General features: G+C 61.2%; 15 protein-coding genes. 8 read left to right on the forward strand and 7 right to left on the reverse strand.

Annotated features, from left to right (window positions below; translation table 11 throughout):
* Positions 1 to 86 precede the first annotated feature (86 nt).
* Entirely contained in the window at positions 87 to 1433 is a 1347-nt protein-coding gene (locus AAEZ10_RS10905; protein WP_038861070.1) for a class II 3-deoxy-7-phosphoheptulonate synthase, read from the reverse strand.
* A 151-nt stretch (positions 1434 to 1584) separates the two neighbouring features.
* On the opposite strand from AAEZ10_RS10905, the gene AAEZ10_RS10910 reads away from it, so the two are divergent.
* Positions 1585 to 2340, forward strand: a complete 756-nt coding sequence (locus AAEZ10_RS10910) for a spermidine synthase (RefSeq protein WP_024013768.1) — start codon at positions 1585 to 1587, stop codon at positions 2338 to 2340.
* 109 nt (positions 2341 to 2449) lie between these two features.
* Here the strand turns inward: AAEZ10_RS10910 and AAEZ10_RS10915 are convergent, their stop codons facing one another.
* Positions 2450 to 3241 (reverse strand): crotonase/enoyl-CoA hydratase family protein, encoded by a 792-nt coding sequence (locus tag AAEZ10_RS10915; protein WP_073472434.1) that lies wholly within the window; start codon positions 3239 to 3241, stop codon positions 2450 to 2452.
* A 419-nt stretch (positions 3242 to 3660) separates the two neighbouring features.
* Between AAEZ10_RS10915 and AAEZ10_RS10920 the strand changes: the two genes are divergently transcribed.
* Complete coding sequence (locus AAEZ10_RS10920; RefSeq protein ID WP_016770859.1) at positions 3661 to 5334, forward strand: DEAD/DEAH box helicase; 1674 nt, start codon at positions 3661 to 3663, stop codon at positions 5332 to 5334.
* A 106-nt stretch (positions 5335 to 5440) separates the two neighbouring features.
* Here the strand turns inward: AAEZ10_RS10920 and AAEZ10_RS10925 are convergent, their stop codons facing one another.
* Positions 5441 to 6208, reverse strand: a complete 768-nt coding sequence (locus AAEZ10_RS10925; RefSeq protein WP_122707260.1) for a DODA-type extradiol aromatic ring-opening family dioxygenase — start codon at positions 6206 to 6208, stop codon at positions 5441 to 5443.
* 103 nt (positions 6209 to 6311) lie between these two features.
* On the opposite strand from AAEZ10_RS10925, the gene AAEZ10_RS10930 reads away from it, so the two are divergent.
* Positions 6312 to 6965 carry a thiopurine S-methyltransferase gene (locus AAEZ10_RS10930; protein WP_350569155.1) on the forward strand — a complete coding sequence of 218 codons (654 nt, stop codon included), beginning with the start codon at positions 6312 to 6314 and terminating at the stop codon, positions 6963 to 6965.
* Positions 6966 to 7140: 175 nt separating this feature from the next.
* Here the strand turns inward: AAEZ10_RS10930 and htpX are convergent, their stop codons facing one another.
* Both htpX and AAEZ10_RS10940 read right to left on the reverse strand, forming a co-directional pair.
* The gene (gene htpX / locus AAEZ10_RS10935; protein WP_007908619.1) at positions 7141 to 8028 is read right to left on the reverse strand and encodes a protease HtpX; all 888 of its coding nucleotides are present in this window, start codon (positions 8026 to 8028) and stop codon (positions 7141 to 7143) included.
* A gap of 303 nt (positions 8029 to 8331) precedes the next feature.
* Complete coding sequence (locus AAEZ10_RS10940) at positions 8332 to 9543, reverse strand: pyridoxal phosphate-dependent aminotransferase (protein WP_016770856.1); 1212 nt, start codon at positions 9541 to 9543, stop codon at positions 8332 to 8334.
* Between the two features lie 224 nt (positions 9544 to 9767).
* Here AAEZ10_RS10940 and msrB point away from each other — a divergent pair, with 224 nt between their 5' ends.
* From msrB to AAEZ10_RS10955, 3 genes are all read left to right on the forward strand, one after another.
* Positions 9768 to 10163: a peptide-methionine (R)-S-oxide reductase MsrB gene (gene msrB, locus AAEZ10_RS10945; protein WP_095182199.1), complete on the forward strand. Its 396-nt coding sequence runs from the start codon at positions 9768 to 9770 to the stop codon at positions 10161 to 10163.
* 103 nt (positions 10164 to 10266) lie between these two features.
* On the forward strand, positions 10267 to 10752 hold the full coding sequence (locus AAEZ10_RS10950) for a glutathione peroxidase (RefSeq protein WP_071173117.1): 486 nt from the start codon (positions 10267 to 10269) through the stop codon (positions 10750 to 10752).
* Positions 10749 to 11207 carry a MarR family winged helix-turn-helix transcriptional regulator gene (locus AAEZ10_RS10955; RefSeq protein ID WP_151550691.1) on the forward strand — a complete coding sequence of 153 codons (459 nt, stop codon included), beginning with the start codon at positions 10749 to 10751 and terminating at the stop codon, positions 11205 to 11207. Before AAEZ10_RS10950 ends, AAEZ10_RS10955 begins: the two co-directional genes overlap by 4 nt.
* Here AAEZ10_RS10955 and AAEZ10_RS10960 read toward each other — a convergent pair.
* Positions 11191 to 13512 (reverse strand): hybrid sensor histidine kinase/response regulator, encoded by a 2322-nt coding sequence (locus AAEZ10_RS10960; protein ID WP_073472439.1) that lies wholly within the window; start codon positions 13510 to 13512, stop codon positions 11191 to 11193. The genes AAEZ10_RS10955 and AAEZ10_RS10960 overlap by 17 nt on opposite strands.
* Before the next feature lie 165 nt (positions 13513 to 13677).
* Here AAEZ10_RS10960 and AAEZ10_RS10965 point away from each other — a divergent pair, with 165 nt between their 5' ends.
* Both AAEZ10_RS10965 and msrC read left to right on the forward strand, forming a co-directional pair.
* Positions 13678 to 14568, forward strand: coding sequence for an ATP-binding protein (locus tag AAEZ10_RS10965; RefSeq protein WP_016770851.1), 891 nt, complete (start codon positions 13678 to 13680; stop codon positions 14566 to 14568).
* Positions 14565 to 15047, forward strand: a complete 483-nt coding sequence (msrC, locus tag AAEZ10_RS10970; RefSeq protein ID WP_016770850.1) for a free L-methionine (R)-S-oxide reductase MsrC — start codon at positions 14565 to 14567, stop codon at positions 15045 to 15047. The genes AAEZ10_RS10965 and msrC overlap by 4 nt, the downstream gene beginning before the upstream one ends.
* Here the strand turns inward: msrC and AAEZ10_RS10975 are convergent, their stop codons facing one another.
* A complete protein-coding gene (locus AAEZ10_RS10975) occupies positions 15048 to 17993 on the reverse strand; it encodes an HD domain-containing phosphohydrolase (protein WP_350569160.1) in 2946 nt (981 codons plus the stop codon).
* Positions 17994 to 17999 lie beyond the last annotated feature (6 nt).

Consider the following 17999-nt stretch of genomic DNA (forward strand, 5'->3'; position numbering starts at 1 on the left):
CGAGCAGGCTCGCTCCCACATTGGTTTTGTGTAGGCCACAGGTCCTGTGTGGGAGCGAGCCTGCTCGCGAAGGGAGGCGACGCGGTCTAACGGCGGACTTGCTTCAGAGTCTCGGCAATCAAAAACGCCAATTCCAGCGACTGGTCGGCATTCATCCGTGGATCGCAGTGGGTGTGATAACGGTCGGACAAGCCATCCTCGGTAATCGGCCGCGCGCCGCCGATGCACTCGGTGACATTCTGCCCGGTCATTTCTATATGAATGCCGCCGGCATAACTGCCTTCCGCTTCGTGCACCTGGAAAAACTGCTTCACCTCGCCAAGGATCTGCGCGAAGTCACGGGTCTTGTAGCCGCTGCTGGCCTTGATGGTGTTGCCGTGCATCGGGTCGGAGCTCCACAGCACTTGCTTGCCTTCGCGCTGGACCGCGCGGATCAGTGCCGGTAGATGATCGCCGACCTTGTTCGCACCCATCCGCGCGATCAGGTTCAAACGCCCCGGATCGTTGTCCGGGTTGAGCACGTCGATCAGGCGGATCAGGTCATCAGGGTTCATGCTCGGGCCGACTTTGACCCCGATCGGGTTGTTCACCCCGCGCAGGAATTCAACGTGCGCGCCGTCGAGCTGACGCGTGCGGTCGCCGATCCACAGCATGTGCGCCGAGCAATCGTAGTAATCGTTGGTCAGGCTGTCGCGGCGGACGAAGGCTTCTTCGTAGTTCAGCAGCAGCGCTTCGTGGGCTGTGAAGAAACTGGTTTCGCGCAGTTGCGGCGAGCTGTCCATGCCGCAGGCGCGCATGAACGCGAGGGTTTCATCGATGCGGTCGGCGAGGTGGCTGTACTTCTCCGCCAGCGCCGAGTTGGCGATGAAATCCAGGTTCCACTTGTGCACTTGATGCAGGTCGGCAAAACCGCCCTGGGCGAAAGCGCGCAACAGGTTCAAGGTTGCTGTGGACTGATGATAGGACTGCAGCAAACGCTCCGGATCCGGCACGCGGCTCTTTTCGTCGAAGCCGATGCCGTTGACGATGTCGCCACGGTAGGCCGGCAGGGTTACGCCGCCGATGGTTTCGTCGTTGGCCGAACGCGGTTTGGCGAACTGGCCGGCCATGCGCCCGACCTTGACCACCGGGCAGCCAGCGGCGAAGGTCATGACGATTGCCATTTGCAGCAACACTTTGAAGGTGTCGCGGATCTTCGCGGCGGAAAATTCGGCGAAGCTTTCCGCGCAATCGCCGCCCTGCAACAGAAACGCGCGACCCTGGGTGACTTCGGCGAACTGGCGGCGCAGCTCGCGCGCTTCGCCGGCGAACACCAGTGGCGGATAGCTGGCCAGGGTTTGCTCGACCTGGCGCAGGTGCGCGGCGTCGGGGTATTGCGGTTGTTGCTGGATCGGCAGGGCGCGCCAGCTGTCAGGGCTCCACGGTTGGCTCATCACGGTCTCGAAGTTCGTACGCAGGGAAGCGCCATGTTAGCAGCAATTAGTGCGTGACCTGCTCCCGCCCCATCGCCGACAATCGCCGCTTTGCCACGGCGCCACAGCGGTGCCATCGCGTCACCGCGCCCGGTGACCATCAGGAGACGAAATGACTGAGGAGCGCGTCGAGCATCTGCTCGCCGAAGTACAGGATGAGTTCGGCGTGATTCGCGTGCTGGAAGTGGCCGATTACCGCTTTCTCGAGTTCGGCGATGCGATCGAGCAGAGCTGCGTGTTCACTGCCGACCCGAGCTGGCTGGAGTACGACTACACCCGCGCCATGCTGATCGGCGCGCTGTGCCACGAGCAGCCGGAGAGCGCGCTGTTTCTCGGTTTGGGTGCGGGCACGCTGACCCAGGCTTGCCTGAAGTTTCTGCCGCTGGAAGACGTCGAAGCCATCGAACTGCGCCCGGACGTGCCGCGCCTGGCCATTGAATATCTCGGTCTGGATGATGATCCGCGGTTGTATATCCGCGTCGGCGATGCGCTGGAATTGCTGCCGACTGCCGAGCCGGCGGATCTGATTTTCGTCGACCTCTATACCGATGTCGGTCCCGGTGTCGGGCATCTGGCCTGGAGTTTTCTCGGCGATTGTCAGAAGCGCCTGAATCCGGGCGGCTGGCTGGTGATCAACCAGTGGGCCACCGACGATGGCAAACCGCTGGGCGCGGCGTTGTTGCGCGGGCTCTATCACCGGCATTACTGGGAGTTGCCGGTGAAGGAGGGCAACGTGATTCTGATCGTTCCTGCGGATCTCGATCAGGCGCTGGACATGCAGGCGCTGACCCAGCGGGCCGAAGCGCTGGCGCCGCAGCTGGGTTATTCGTTGCAGTCGTTGATCAACGCGATTCGCCCGGCGACCTGAGCCGGCAGGACCGCCCCCTTCGCGAGCAGGCTCGCTCCCACATTTGAAATGCGTTCTACCTGTGGGAGCGAGCCTGCTCGCGAAAAGGCCCTGACAGGCAGCAGAATCTTCAGATGCCTTTGAAGATCCCCGGACGCCGCTCCACCAACGACCGCACCCCCTCCCGGGCATCCTCAGTGGCGAGCAACTTCTTCACCAGCGCCGGTAATGCCTGCGCCGCCGCTGTCTCACCCTCATAACGCGCCTGTCGCGCTGACATCAAGGTCGCCTGCACGCCCAGCGGTGCCTGCCGGGCAATCCGTTCGGCCAGCTCGATCGCGCGGGGCAGCAAGTCTTCGCTGGCCATCACTTCCTGGACCAAGCCCAGATGCAACGCATCGTGGGCATCAAATTCATCGCCAGTCAGCAACCAGCGCATCGCGTTGCCCCAGCCGGCGATCTGCTGGAAACGCAAAGTAGCGCCGCCAAACGGAAAGATCCCACGCTGCACTTCCATCTGCGCGAAGCGAGTATTGCTCGCGCACAGGTTGATGTCCGCCGCCAGCATCAGCTCGATGCCGATGGTCAGGCAGTAACCCTGCGCGGCGACGATGACCGGTTTGCTCACTCTCGGGCCGACGAAAACACCCCAGGGATCGCAACCGCCGCTCGGAACCTGCCAGCCTTCGGCCAGGGCTGCGCTGGCATTGACCAGATCGAGCCCGGCGGTGAAGTGCTCGCCATGGCCGAACACCACGGCGACCCGCGCTTCGCGGTCGGCTTCGAATTCGCCGTAGGCCAGGCTCAGGTCGTTGAGCAGGTCGATATCGAAAGCGTTGCGCTTGGCCGCCCGATCGAGGCCGATCAAGTGCACATGACCACGACGTTCTCGGCTGACGCGGCCGGCGCAGGGCTGATTCATGGCTAAATCCTCAAGCGGGAAGGGCGGGTGCGCGGCGCTTTGCCGCAGGTCGGTGAACCGTTTAAGCGTCATCGCCCGCAGGGCCGGGCCTTTGCAAAATAGACCGTTGCGCGATTATCCGCAAAACCCCGTTACACGGCGGTGACACACGGATAAGGGCCACAAAAAAAGCTCCCTTTTCGGGCGAAATCCGGTATAGTGCGCGCCGGCCTTTAACCGGGCCGCGTTTAGGTAGCGCATTTCCCGAAGTCAGCTTCGGCTGCACGTCCGCATTGCGGGCTCTTCCTTGACGATTCATCTTCATTCATTCGTTTTCGCAAATCCCCGCCGACAAAGCTGCCAGGGCGACTCTTGAGTCTCAACACGGCATGCGCAGCTTTGGAGCATGGGTCTTTGCGGATGCACTTAGAGGCAGACCCATGACCCAGGAAACCGGCGGATTCGCCGCTTTTAATCTCAACCCGAATATTCTTGCAGCCGTCGCAGCGACTGGCTACGAAGAGCCTTCGGCGATTCAGCAGCAATCGATCCCGATCATCATGGCCGGCCAGGACATGATTGGCCAGGCGCAAACCGGTACCGGTAAAACCGCCGCGTTCGCACTGCCTATTCTGCACCGCATCGATCCTGCCAAGCGCGAACCGCAAGCCCTGATCCTGGCGCCAACCCGAGAGTTGGCGCTGCAAGTAGCAACCGCTTTTGAAACCTACGCCAAGCAAATGCCAGGCGTCACCGTCGTGGCTGTCTACGGCGGCGCGCCGATGGGCCCGCAACTCAAGGCAATCCGTAATGGCGCACAGATTGTTGTCGCTACTCCGGGTCGTCTGTGCGACCACCTGCGTCGCGACGAGAAAGTCCTGTCGACCGTGAACCATCTGGTTCTCGACGAAGCTGACGAAATGTTGAAGCTGGGCTTCATGGATGACCTGGAAGTCATCTTCAAGGCTCTGCCATCGACCCGCCAGACCGTGCTGTTCTCGGCGACCCTGCCGCAGTCGATCCGCGCCATTGCCGAACGCCACCTGCGCGATCCGCAACACGTCAAGATCCAGACCAAGACCCAGACCGTTACCGCGATCGAACAGGCTCACCTGTTGGTTCACGCTGACCAGAAAACCTCGGCCGTACTCAGCCTGCTGGAAGTCGAAGACTTCGACGCCCTGATCATGTTCGTGCGCACCAAGCAAGCGACCCTGGACCTGGCCAGCGCCCTCGACGCCAAAGGCTACAAAGCCGCCGCGTTGAACGGTGATATCGCCCAGAACCAGCGTGAGCGCGTGATCGACTCGCTCAAGGATGGTCGTCTGGACATCGTTGTCGCGACCGACGTTGCTGCCCGTGGTCTGGACGTTCCGCGCATCACTCACGTGTTCAACGTTGACATGCCGTACGATCCGGAGTCCTACGTGCACCGTATCGGCCGTACCGGCCGTGCCGGTCGCGAAGGTCGTGCACTGCTGCTGGTGACTCCACGTGAGCGCCGCATGCTGCAAGTGATCGAGCGCGTAACCGGTCAGAAAGTTGCTGAAGTGCGTCTGCCGGATGCTCAAGCCGTTCTCGATGCTCGCATCAAGAAACTGACCAACAGCCTGTCGCCGCTGGTTGCTGATGCCGAATCGACTCACGGTGAGCTGCTTGATCGCCTGACTGCCGACATCGGTTGCACCCCGCGTGCACTGGCTGCTGCGCTGCTGCGCAAGGCTACCAACGGTCAAGCGCTGAACCTGGCCGCGATCGAGAAGGAACGTCCACTGGTGCCGAACAACGCACCGCGTGGCGACCGTCCTGAGCGTTCCGGTGATCGTCCTGATCGTGGTGACCGCGAGCGTCGCGCGCCAATGCCTTTGGGCGAAGGCCGCGCTCGTTGCCGTACCGCGCTGGGTGCGCGTGACGGTATCGCTGCGAAAAACCTGCTGGGCGCCATCCTCAACGAAGGCGGTCTGGCCCGTGAAGCGATCGGTCGCATCCAGGTGCGTGACAGCTTCAGCCTCGTCGAGCTGCCGGAAGAAGGTCTGGAAAAGCTCCTGACCAAGCTGAAGGACACTCGCGTGGCTGGTAAGCAGCTCAAGCTGCGTCGCTACCGCGAAGATTGATCCGCCCTTGGGCTGATTGATCGAACATAAAAAATCCCCGACTGGTTCGGGGATTTTTTTTGCCTGTTCATTGGCTACCGTGGGAGCGAGCCTGCTCGCGAAGGCTTCAACCGAAGCGATAAATATCCATGCCCAGCGCCCCCATCGTGAAACCCTGATGTGCCACGCTGAAAACCCCGCCCGCGCCGCGAGCAAAATACAACGGCAACAAATGCTCATCACTCGGGTGACTGCGCACCGCATTTGGCGCCTGCTGGCGATAATCATGCAGCGCCGTTTCATCGTCGGCCGCCAGTTTGTCGATCATCCAGTCACGAAAATCCCGCGCCCACGGTTCAATGCTTTCCGGGCCGGCATGCCAGTCCAGCTCGCGGAGATTGTGGGTGATGCTGCCGGAGCCGATCAACAGAATGCCGTGTTCGCGCAGGATCGCCAGCGCGCGGCCAACTCGCGTCTGCAACGCCGGCCCGCCACGACTCGGCAGCGAGACTTGCACCACCGGAATGTTGGCCTGCGGATACATCAACGACAGCGGCACCCAGACACCATGATCGAACGGTCGTTGCGGATCGAGCCGCGCCGGCAGGTCATTGGTGTTCAACCGCTCAGCCACCTCTGCGGCCAGTTGCGGATTACCCGGGGCCGGGTACTGCACTTCAAACAGCGCACGGGGGAAACCGCCGAAGTCGTGCCAGGTTTCCGGATGCGGGTGGCTGCTGACCAGCAGTTCCTGGCTTTCCCAGTGTGCAGAGACGATGACGATGGCGTTGGGACGCGGCAGTTCGGCGGCCAGTCGCGCCAGTGCCGGGCCGCTGGCACCGGGCTCCAGCGCCAGCATCGGTGAACCGTGGGAGATAAACAGGCTGGGCAACATGGACGGGCTCCTGAGCGCTAAGATGAACCATCTTCAGTCAGATCATCGATCTGAATCCAATATAAGTTTCTGCGGTTTTTCATCGGTTATTCGGGAGTGATCCATGCAGCCTGAGTTTTGGTACAAGAAATGGGATTCGAACCAGATCGGCTTTCATCAGGCCGAGGCCAACCCGTATTTGCAGCGCTATTGGCCGGAGCTGGCGATTGCACCGTCAGCACGCGTGCTGGTGCCGCTGTGCGGCAAGAGTCTGGACCTGCTCTGGCTTGCCGGGCAGGGACATCAGGTGCTTGGAGTGGAGCTAGCGGAAAAGGCTGTCGAGGAGTTTTTCAGCGAACATCAGTTGCAGCCGCAGATCAGCGAGAAGGGCGCATTCAAGATTTATCGCAGTGATGCCATCGAACTGTGGTGCGGGGATTTTTTCGCGCTGACGGCAGAGGATGTTGCCGGTTGCACCGCGCTGTATGACCGCGCCGCGCTGATTGCCTTGCCGGACGCGATGCGCCAGCGCTATGCGGCGCATCTGCAGCAGTTGCTGGCGCCGGAGATGAAAGGGCTGGTGATTACCCTGGATTACGATCAGACGCAGATTCCCGGGCCGCCGTTTGCGGTGAATGATGATGAGGCGCAGCGGCTGCTGGGCCAGGGTTGGCAGCTGGAGAAACTGGAAGAGCGAGATATTCTGGCTGAGAGCCCCAAGTTTGTGCAGGGCGGGGTTGAGTGGTTGGTGGAGCGGGTTTATCGGGTTTCTGCCTGATGGTTTTCTGTCAGCAGCTCCGGCGTCTTCGCGAGCAGGCTCGCTCCCACAGGGGAATGCATTTCAAAGGTGGGAGCGAGCCTGCTCGCGAATGGGATTTTGCCGACAACGCATGATCTGAAGATACAAAAAAAGGCCCGCATCACTGCGGGCCTTCTTTCTTATTGCGATCAAATCAACCGCGACGACGCAGTGCGTCAATACGCTCTTCCAGCGGCGGGTGGCTCATGAACATGCGGGCGAAGCCCTGTTTAATGCCACCGTTGATGCCGAAGGCGTTCAGGGTGTCGGGCATGTGCACCGGCAGGCCCTGTTCGGCACGCAGACGTTGCAGAGCGCCAATCATCGCGCTGGTACCGGCCAGGCGGGCGCCGGCTTCGTCGGCACGGAATTCGCGCTTGCGCGAGAACCACATGACGATTGCGCTGGCGAGGATGCCCAGCACCAGTTCGGCGAAGATGGTCGCCACGTAGTAGGCGATGCCCTGGCCTTCTTCGTTCTTGAAGATGACCTTGTCGACGAAGTTGCCGATGATCCGCGCGAAGAACATTACAAAGGTGTTCACCACGCCCTGGATCAACGCCAGCGTGACCATGTCGCCGTTGGCGACGTGACCGATTTCGTGGGCCAGTACGGCTTTCACTTCATCGGGCGAGAATCGCTCGAGCAGGCCCTGGCTGACCGCGACCAGCGCGTCGTTCTTGTTCCAGCCGGTAGCGAAAGCATTCGCTTCGTAGGCCGGGAAAATCCCGACTTCAGGCATCTTGATCCCGGCTTCGCGGGACAATTGCTCGACCGTTTGCAGCAGCCATTGCTCATGACGGGTGCGTGGCTGGCTGATGATTTGCGTGCCGGTGCTCATCTTCGCCATCCACTTGGAGATGAACAGCGAGAACAGCGAGCCGGCGAAACCAAAGACCGCACAGAAAACCAGCAGCTGACTGAGGTCGAGGTCGACCCCGTTGGCCGCCATGAACCCGTTGAAGCCGAACAGGCTCAGGGTGATGCTGGCTATCAGCACGACCGCCAGGTTAGTGGCCAAAAACAGCAGGATGCGCATCATGGTTGTAGAACTCTCCTCAAGCTAAAGATGTAGCGTACTGCGGGGTATATAAGGTGCGGCACCGGGCTATTCAACCGAGTGACTATTTCAAACTGTGTCCTACAGCGGTTTCCTGAGCAAAAAGAAAATTCCCACCCTCGATTCCGACACGGATGACACAGCCTTTCGCCCCGCCGCCATTAGGTCAGATACGTCTGTACGGCTCGCATCGCAAGTGTAGAAGGGCTGCAAAGGCGCTGAGCAAAGATGTGTTGCTGAATCAGACAGTGCGCAACAGCCAATCCGTTGCGCACTGCTGGCGCATTACTGGCGGTAGGACTTGAGGAAGTTGCCGATGCGGCCGATGGCCATTTCCAGATCATCGACGCGGGGCAGGGTGACCACGCGGAAGTGGTCCGGCCACGGCCAGTTGAACGCTGTGCCCTGCACCACCAGCAGCTTCTCGGAAAGCAGCAGATCAAGCACGAATTTCTCGTCGTTATGGATCGGGCAGACCTTCGGGTCGATTTTCGGGAACGCATACAACGCGCCCATCGGCTTCACGCAGCTGACGCCGGGAATGTCGTTGAGCAGTTCCCACGTGCGGTTACGCTGCTCCAGCAGGCGACCCTGCGGCAGCACCAGATCGTTGATGCTCTGGTAGCCGCCCAGCGCGGTCTGGATCGCGTGCTGGCTCGGCACGTTGGCGCACAGGCGCATATTGGCCAGCATGTCGATGCCTTCGATGTAACTCTGCGCGTTGTGTTTCGGCCCGGAAATGGCAATCCAGCCGGAGCGGAAACCGGCCACGCGGTAGGATTTCGACAGGCCGTTGAAGGTCAGGCAGAGCAGGTCCGGCGCCAGCGAAGCGGTGCAGATGTGCACGGCGTCGTCATAAAGAATCTTGTCGTAGATCTCGTCGGAGAACACCACCAGATTGTGCGCCCGGGCGATTTCCAGCATGCCCAGCAACACTTCCTTCGAGTACACCGCACCGGTCGGGTTGTTCGGGTTGATGATCACCATGGCCTTGGTGTTCGGGGTGATCTTGGCCTTGATGTCGGCCAGATCCGGGAACCAGTCGGCGCCTTCGTCGCACAGATAATGCACAGCGTTACCGCCAGCGAGGCTGACGGCAGCGGTCCACAGCGGATAGTCCGGGGCTGGCACCAGCACTTCGTCGCCGTTGTTGAGCAGCGCCTGCAGCGACATCACGATCAGCTCGGACACACCGTTGCCCAGATAGATGTCTTCGATGCCGACACCTTCAACCTGCTTCTGCTGGTAGTACTGCATCACCGCCTTGCGCGCGCTGAACAGGCCTTTGGAGTCGCTGTAGCCCTGCGCAGTCGGCAGGTTGCGGATCACGTCCTGGAGGATTTCGTCCGGCGCTTCGAAACCAAACGGCGCCGGGTTGCCGATGTTCAGCTTGAGGATGCGCTGGCCTTCCTCTTCCAGTCGTTTGGCGTGCTTGAGCACCGGGCCGCGAATGTCGTAGCAGACGTTGGCGAGCTTGTTCGATTTGCTGAACTGCATGGCGATGTGATCCCGAAAATGAACGATCCAGGCGGCAAATGGACAACCGTACTGGGATTGCTGCGTCTTCGCACAGGCGGAGGTCTGGCGCTTTTGCGCTCAGAATCCGTTTGAATGCGCCCGGTCTGGCTGCCAGACTGGCGCGTGACGAGGCGCAATCATACGTGCCGCCCGATCCGTGGAAAAGGTACAGATCGGGCTTTTTCAGCCGCTGAGGTGTGATGATGGAAAAGTTGCAGAAAACCCTGGAAGAATGGCGTGCCATGCTCGACCCCGAGCAATACAACGTCTGCCGTCTGAGTGCCACCGAGCGTCCGTTCTCGGGCAAATACAACGACACCAAAACCGACGGTGTCTACCACTGTGTCTGCTGCGACGAGCCGCTGTTCGACTCCAAGACCAAATTCGACTCCGGCTGCGGCTGGCCGAGCTTTTACGCGCCGATCGGCGATAGCGCGATGACTGAGATCCGCGACACCAGCCACGGCATGATCCGCACTGAAGTGAAGTGCGCGCGATGCGATGCGCATCTGGGGCACGTGTTCCCGGATGGCCCGCCACCGACTGGCTTGCGTTATTGCATCAACTCGGTGTGCCTGAATCTCGAGCCGCGGGAATAACCGAAACAGGCGACATCGCGTCGCCTTTTTATCAAGCAATTAGATTGCACACAATTCAATTGCTCGTTATGTTTGCGCTTCCTGACCATTGCGGAGCCGACCCATGAGCAACAACCTGCTGAATATCCCGTGCACCACCATCAAGGGCGAGCAAAAGACCTTGGCCGATTTCGCCGGAAAAGCCGTGCTGGTGGTCAATACCGCGAGCAAGTGTGGCTTCACCCCGCAATACAAGGGCCTCGAAGAACTCTGGCAGACCTACAAGGACCAGGGGCTGGTGGTGTTGGGTTTCCCCTGCAACCAGTTCGGCAAACAGGAGCCGGGCAATGAGGGCGCCATCAGCGAGTTCTGCGAACTGAATTTCGGCGTCAGCTTCCCGCTGTTCAAGAAGATCGACGTCAACGGCGCCGATGCTCACCCGCTGTTCGTGCAGTTGAAGAAGCGCGCCCCGGGCCTGCTCGGCTCGCAGGGCATCAAGTGGAACTTCACCAAGTTCCTGATCGGCAAGGATGGCCAGTTGGTCAAGCGTTTCGCCCCGACGACCAAGCCGCAGGACCTGAGCGGCGAGATCGAAGCTTTGCTGAAATGAGCCAGCCGGGTGACTCGCTGAAGCTCGACAGCCAGTTGTGCTTCAAGCTGTACGCGGCCTCGCGGGCGGTGATTCGTGCCTACAAGCCGATGCTCGATCAGTTGGGCCTGACGTACCCGCAGTACCTGGCGATGCTGGTGCTGTGGGAATGGCAGGATGCTGCGCCGGAGCAACCGACGGTCAAGGCCTTGGGCGAACGTCTGGCGCTGGACTCGGGGACGTTGACGCCATTGCTCAAGCGTCTGGAGCAGATCGATCTGGTCCGGCGTCGGCGCTCGGCGCGCGACGAACGTGAGATGCACCTGAGCCTGACGCCTGCCGGAGCCGCATTGCGCGAGCGGGTCGGTCCGCTGAAAGCTCGCCTGCTCTGCGACAGTGGCGTTGATCTGGACCGGCTCAACGACTTGCGCGCCGGCCTCGATCACTTGCTCGGAGAAATCAAAGCGCTGGCGTAGTCGGCATCCACTGATCGAGCAGCGCGGCGAGTTCTTCGCGGCGAAACGGTTTGGCCAGATAGTCACTCATGCCCGCCGCGCGGCAGCGTTCGCGTTCCTCGGACATGGCATTGGCGGTCAGCGCGACAATCGGCAGATTCGGCCAGCGCCCGCTCTGGCGAATCTGCCGACTGGCTTCATAGCCGTCCATCACCGGCATGTTGCAGTCCATCAATACCAGATCGAAATCGGCGAACTCCAGCTGATCCAGCGCCTCGGCGCCATGCCCCGCCACCACCACATCGCAGCCAAGCTTGCCAAGCATGCCTTTTGCCACCAGTTGATTGACCGGGTTGTCCTCGACCAGCAGCACCTTGCCCCGGCGCGCGGATGGCGAGGCGTCCGCTTGCGCTTCGGTGAGGGCGGCGACCTCCGGTTGCAGAATCCGTCGCAGATGCTGGTACAGCGCGTTGCGCGCCAGCGGCCGGGCTTGCTGCTGCAAGGGCGCGAGGGCAGCGGCTTCTTCGCTGGGCAGAAAACTGCCGTAAGCAGTCACCAGCAGAATCGGCGCAGTGATGCTCGGGCGCAGACCGAACAGGCATTCCGGACAATCGGTGATCAGCACATCCGGATTCAGGCCCAGCAGCGAATCATCAATGGTGCGCTGCGTGTATTCCAGGCCCCACACCGGCAACAGGCTTTTCAGCAATTCCGCCAAGCCACTGCTGGCAGCGGTGATGGCGAGAACCTTGCCGCGTAACGGTATCGGCGGCAGCGCGCGGGTGTGAGAGGGCAGTGGCAGTTCGGCGCAGAACTGGCTGCCGAAGCCGCTTTCGGAGCTGATGGTCAGCCGACCCTGCATCGCCTCGCACAGGTTGTACGTCAGCGCCAGTCCCAGCCCGGTGCCGCCGTACTGACGGGTGATACCGGCGCCTGCCTGGGTGAACGGCTGGAAGATTTTCACCTGCGCTTCCTGGGCAATGCCGATGCCGGTGTCGCAGACTTCGATGCGCACGCCACCCTTGTACGCCGACAGACGCACATCGACCCGACCGAAGCGGGTGAATTTCAGCGCGTTGGACAGCAGGTTGCTGACGATCTGCCGCACCCGGGTCGGGTCGCCCAGTACCAGCGCCGGGAAGTGCGGCTCGATCAGGCAGGTCAGCTCGACGCTCGGCGCGGCGTTCTGCGAGAGCAGGTTGGCGGTGTCTTCGATCAGCGAGCCGAGGTCGAACGGGATGTTTTCCAGCTCCAGTTGCCCGGCGTCGAATTTCGACAGGTCGAGAATATCGTTGAGCAGTTCCACCAGCACCTTGCCCGAGTCGTGGGCGATCGACAGCTGTTGCTGCTGCTCGGCGTTGAGCGGGCCATCCAGCGACAGCGCGATCATCCCCAGCAAACCATTGAGCGGTGTGCGGATTTCATGGCTCATATTGGCCAGAAACGCCGAACGCGCTTCGGCCATGTCCAGCGCGGTGCGGCGTGCTACTTCCAGTTCTTCGTTGGATTGGCTGAGGCGGGCGTTGATTGCCTTGAGCTCGGCGGTGCGCGCCGAGACGATGTCTTCCAGTTGCGCGAGGTATTCGGTCAGGCGGTTTTCCGCGGTGCGCCGTTGCTGGATTTCGGTGGCGATGTTTTCGAACTGCTGATTGGCGACCTTGACCAGCACCCCGATCTCATCGTTGCCGTGGCCGGCCGGGCACTCGAGCGTGGTCGGCTCGGCGCTGCGCGGGTCGCGGCCGCTGAGCTCACGGATGACCCGCACCAGTGGCTTGGTCAGCATCACGTAGAACAGCGCCAGGAGGATGCCGGTCAGCAGCAGACTGCGGGCGAAACCGTTGAGCAGGGTGACTTCCGCGCGGCGCAAGAAGCGGCTGCCAAAGGCGTAAGTGTCGACTTCAAGCTTGAGGACGCCGAGGGATTCGTTGGGCAAATGGTCGAGGTACAGGCGATCTTCGAAATGACGCTTGGCGCCGAACAGGAAGTCGCTGATCAGCCGATAGCTGCTCTGCAGTTCCGGGCGTTTGACGTTGGCCAGGACGGTCTCGTTGTTGTCGATCAATTGCGCGGCGATGATCGCCGGCGAGCGCAGCAGGCCGAGGGTGAGCTCCTGCGCCAGTTCGGCATCGATGTTGTAGGCGATGCGCGAGGCCGGATTGTGGCTGATTTCCAGCAGTGCGAGGATTTCCCGGTTGATGGAAGCGTCTTCGCTGGCATAATCGATGCCGATCTGCAGCAGACTGAGCAGGGTGCCCAGAATGAACCCGACCAGCACGGTAAGCCTGGCTTGCTTGTAAGACAGCCGGTGGGTGAATTTGATATCCATGGGTTGTTGAACCACTTCCGTTTCCCTTCGCTGCTCAAGCATAGTCGATCATGCAGGGATACCGAGGTTCCCGAATCGCCTTGTAACAAGGCTTGCTGAGGCGATTTTATCTGTGTGTCGTCGCTGGATCGTCATCATCACTGTGAAAGTGCCCGAGGAGAAGACGTGGATTCCCGATTGAATGCTTTTCTTGAACGCGCCGAGTCGGTTCTGGCGCGAATCGAACCACTGTTGCCGGCACCGCGCCCCGTCATTGACTGGAACACATGCCTGGCAGCGCGCTGGCAGCGTGACGGTCGCAGCGGCTACCTGTTGCCGCTGGAGGTCAGCCTCGACATGCGTCTGTCCGACCTGATCGGCGTCGACCGGCAGCTGGAGCAGTTGGGGCGCAACACACAACAATTTCTTGATGGCATGCCGGCCAACCACGCCTTGCTCTGGGGCTCGCGCGGTACCGGCAAGTCTTCGCTGGTGCGTGCGTTGCTGGCTGAGCACGCCGCTGCCGGCCTGCGTCTGATCGAGATCGAACGCGATCACTTGGCTGACCTGCCACGGGTGGTCGAGCAAGTCGCCAAATTGCCGCAACGTTTCGTGCTGTTCTGCGATGACCTGTCGTTCGAATCCGGCGAAGGCGACTACCGCGTGCTGAAAAGCGTGCTCGACGGTTCGCTCGAGCAGGCACCCGACAACGTCTTGCTGTACGCCACTTCCAACCGCCGCCACCTGGTGCCGGAAAAGGAAAGCGACAACGAAAACTGGAAGCGCGTCGACGGCGAACTGCACCCGAGCGAAGCGGTGGAAGACAAGATCGCCCTGTCTGACCGTTTCGGTCTGTGGCTGTCGTTCTACCCGTTTACCCAGGAACATTTTCTCAACGTCGTCGAGCACTGGATCGGCCAGTTGGCCGCCAAGGCCGGCCTGAGCTGGCAGCGCGACGAAGCACTGGACATCCTCGCCGTGCGCTGGGCCACCGGCCGCGGTAATCGCAACGGACGTTGCGCGTATCAATTCGCCCGCTACTGGGTGGGACTGAAATTGCTGGAGCACAAGGCATGATTGATTTGCAACAAAGCGGCCAGGGCCTCGAAGGCTACGGTATGTTGGCCGCGCAACTGGAATCGCTACTGGCGGACGAACGCGATTTCATCGCCAATGCCGCGCAGTTTTCCGCGTTCCTGTTCAACCAGCTCGATGATTTGAACTGGGCCGGTTTCTACCTCAATCGTAACGAAGAGCTGGTGCTCGGCCCGTTTCAGGGCCAGATCGCTTGCGTGCGCATCCCGTTCGGGCGCGGTGTTTGCGGCGCCGCTGCTGCCAGTCTGCAAACCCAGCGCGTCGAGGATGTACATGCCTTCCCGGGCCACATTGCCTGCGACAGCGCTTCCAACAGCGAACTGGTAGTGCCTTTGGTCAAGGACGGTCGCCTGATCGGCGTGCTCGACCTCGACAGCCCGAAGCTGGCGCGTTTCGGCGCCGAGGATCAGGCCGGCATCGAGCAACTGGCGGCGATTTTCCTGCGCCTGACCGACTGCTGATCAACCGCTGAGGCCAGCCTTGTGCAACAGGCTGGCCGTATCCACGCTGTCGATTTGCGCGGGATCAAGAAACCGCGTCGCGTACTGCATGTACACACCCTCATTGATGAACAGGCCGAACAGCGGCGCATCGATGTGCGCTTCACGGCACATGGTCGCCATGATCCCCAGCGCCTCGCTCAACGACTTGGCTTTCTTGTAAGGGCGATCGGCGGCAGTCAGCGCTTCGAAAATATCGGCAATCGCCATCATCCTCGCCGGCAGGCTCATTTCCTCGCGCTTCAGCCGTTTCGGATACCCGGTGCCGTCCATTTTTTCATGATGGCCGCCGGCGATCTCGGCAATGCTGTCCAAGTGACCGGGGAAGGGCAGGTGGCTGAGCATCATGATCGTCTGCACCATGTGATGGTTGATGATGTAGCGCTCTTCGCGGGTCAGCGTGCCACGGGCGATCTTCAGGTTGTACAACTCGCCGCGGTTGTACTTGTACGCGGGTACATCGAGTTTGAAGCCCCAGGGGTTGTCCTCGGGGATCAGCTCGTTCTTGTCGCGTTCGATCAGATGCTCGGGTTTGTCGGCCAGCAGTGTTTCACTGACGGGCAGCGTCGCCGCCGGTGTTTTTGCCTGGCGGCGGTTTTCTTCCCATGACACACCGAGGCGATCATCAAGTGTGCGCAGCCATCTGCGTTGCGCCACTCGCTCGAGGCGTTGCAGGTCGGCCTCGGCCATGGCCTCGCCACCGAGATTGCAGCGGGCGACAAAGGCGAAGTCGTTGTCGAGCATCAGCAACTCACTATCACGGTCGCGGGCCAGCGCCGCTTCGTCTGCACCGCTTGCCAGCGTCTGCCAGTAGTTGATCCACACGTCACGCTTGAGCACCTCGAAGCGGGTGCGGATTTCGTGGATGCGGTCGTTGATGGTCTCGAGCTTGGTGGCTTTGTCGACCACGTATTCCGGCGTCGTGACCTTGCCGCAATCGTGCAGCCACGCAGCGATGTGCAACGCCTCCCATTCATCCTCGCTCGGCTGGTAGCCGCTGAACGCCGGGTCATGGCTTGCCGCAGCAGCCTGGGCGAGCATCAGCGTCAATTCCGGCACCCGCTGGCAATGGCCGCCGGTGTAGGGGCTCTTGGCGTCGATCGCGCTGGCCAGCAGTTGGATGAAGGCGTCGAGCAGTTGTTTCTGCCGCGCTTGCAGACGCTGACTTTCGATGCTCACCGCCGCCGCGCCGGACACCGCCTGCAAGAAGGCGATACGGTCGGGGCGCAGCTTTTCCAGATCGCCCGGCGCGCCGCTGTCATTGACCAGCAGAACCAGCAGGCCGATGGTTTCATTGTGCTGGTTGTGCAAGCGGATGCCGATCAGGTGAATGCGCGGTGATTCCATGGCCAAGAGGATTTTCTGCAAGTCGCCGGCCTGATCAAAGCCCAGATGGCTGACGGTATTGTTGGCGCTGGCCAGTTGCTCGAACCACGCCGGGCCAGTGTTTTTATGCAGCTCGCGTCCCTGAATGTCGAACGCCTCCAGCTTCTGCGGCACGCCATCAATCACCAGTCCATAGGGTTCCATGCGCGCGCCGTCGGCTTCGCGCAGGTAGATCAGACCGGCCTGTGCCTGAGCAATCTGTACGGTTTCGAACAGCACGCGTTCGAGCAACGGGGCAAAACGGGTTTCGGCGCACAGGCTGTCGGTGATGCGGAAGAAACTGCCGAGGGTTTCTTTCATCCGCGCCATCGACAGGCTTAATTGATCGACTTCCAGTACGGGCGAGCGGCGCGCCAGCGGAGAACTGAAGTCGAAGCTGCGGATCGCGTCGGCTTCTTTGACCAAGGCATGCAGCGGCTTGACCAGAATCCGCGAAATCACCCAGCCCAATGGCAGGCACAGCAACAGGATGGCCAGGGTGATCAGCGCGCCTTGCCAGCGCATCCGGAACGCATCCACCAGTAATTCGTCTTCCGGCACCAGCAGCGCCAGTTGCAGGCCTTTCGGCCCGCCTTCCTCAATGCTGGTGCGCGCGACGATCCATTGCCGGTCGTTTACTTGCAGACGCTTGCCGATCGTGTCGGAGCTGAGCAGCGCGTTCAGCTCAGGGCTGAGATCGGCCGCTCTGGCCAGACGCGCAGTGCGGTCATCGATGATCAGGCGATGGCTGTCGGGGTAGGCCACGGCGTTGCCATCGGTGTCGTACAATGCGATCTCTGTCGAAGGCGTGACCCGGTGCTTGCCCAGGGCGGTCGACAGCGAAGCGAGGGTCAGATCGGCGCCGATCACCGCGTTCTCGCCGCTGCGCCGGGCCAGCGTGGTGCCGACATTGTGGGTCGAGAAAAATACATAGGGCTCGGTGGTGATTTGCCCGGCCTGTTGCAGGGCGTCGCTGAACCAGGTCCGGCTGCGCGGATCGTATGGCTCGCCTGGATGATCGCGGCGGCTGAGCGGCGTCAGCGCCTGATCAAAGAACAGTGATTGCGAGCGTACAGTGCCTTGCGGCTCGTGCTCGATGCTCCAGACTTGATAGGCCGCCGCTTCCGGCGCCTGAAGCTGTGCCTTCAGAGCCGGAGTGCGCAGCGCGCGCACCATGAAGAAATCGCCATTGGTATAACCCAGATACAGCGATGCCAGCGCCGGGTTGTCGGTGAGCGACTGGCTGAAGGGTTTGAGCAACGGCAGGCGTTGTTCCAGACTACTCGCCTGGGCCGCCGGGGTGTCTGCCAGCAGGCTCAGCAGGTTGCGGATCGGCTGATAGGTTGCCTGCAGATCGAGGCGTACATCCTGCTCGATGCGGTCAAACAGCTTTTCGCTGCTCGACAGGATGATCTGCGTGGTCTGGTGGTAATTGAACAGGCCCAGCACCACGCCCGTGAGCAATAAAAGAAAGGTGAACATGACGCTGATGTGCACGTGCAGCGGCAACCGGCGTTGCTCGGGGCGCAGTGGGCTGTGCATTGCAGG

The organism is Pseudomonas sp. H26/SER47-MNA-CIBAN-0231 (genome assembly GCF_040310465.1).
GTDB classification, from domain to species: Bacteria; Pseudomonadota; Gammaproteobacteria; order Pseudomonadales; family Pseudomonadaceae; genus Aquipseudomonas; species Aquipseudomonas atacamensis.